The organism is Heliobacterium chlorum (assembly GCF_014502795.1).
Taxonomy (GTDB): Bacteria; Bacillota; Desulfitobacteriia; order Heliobacteriales; family Heliobacteriaceae; genus Heliobacterium; species Heliobacterium chlorum.
Genome location: NZ_JACVHF010000139.1, coordinates 1 through 624, shown reverse-complemented (window position 1 = coordinate 624; position 624 = coordinate 1). Strand labels below are relative to the sequence as shown.

General features: G+C 47.4%; 2 protein-coding genes. Both read right to left on the bottom strand.

Translation table 11 applies throughout. The features are described from left to right. On the bottom strand, nt 1-394 hold a 394-nt coding region (locus H1S01_RS20640), incomplete at its 3' end, for a hypothetical protein (RefSeq protein WP_188042185.1). Further along, a partial coding sequence (locus H1S01_RS20635; protein WP_279287056.1) for a sigma factor-like helix-turn-helix DNA-binding protein occupies nt 391-624 on the bottom strand: 234 nt, incomplete at its 5' end. The genes H1S01_RS20635 and H1S01_RS20640, both read right to left, overlap by 4 nt.

Genomic DNA, 624 nt, shown 5'->3' with positions numbered 1-624 from the left:
GTTGCATATGACGGTATTTTTTCGGCTTTATCCTCGGTCTCTTACCGGTGGACGAGAAGTAACCCATATCCCCAGTTGGGGTTTCCCTTTTCATCCGTACCTGAATCTGCCCTCTGCTCAAAAAGGGGAAATCCGTTCGAGTGATCTTATCCGGGCATTGGTCTCGGAGGTCATCTTGAAGAATGTAGTTAGCCAACCGATGGAGTTGTACCCCGTCGGGGATTTGCCGGGTTTGTTCGATATAAGCATCGGTTAACTGTTCGACCGCATGATTCCGCCATTCTAACGGTATATTCTGTTTCTTTAACTGGGTAACTTCATCTTCAAACACTTTCTTAAAGTTCGTCTCTGGTTGAAAACGTCCGGCATACGGATTCTTCAATGTTTCATTCACGCGACCCTCGCCCCTTCCTCTTTCAATCGATTCACCGTGGCAATACGGACTACAGCGGCGTTTATATGATCACTAACACCCTGCTGAGTAATGTTAAGCATCTGGGCCACCTCATGTTGAGAAAAGCATCGGATGTAGATTAGATACAGTACGAGCCGTTGCCGAGCGGTAAGACCGGCTTCCTCTACGGCATCTGTGAAGTCGATCAGAAGGTTGCTTGCATCATAATC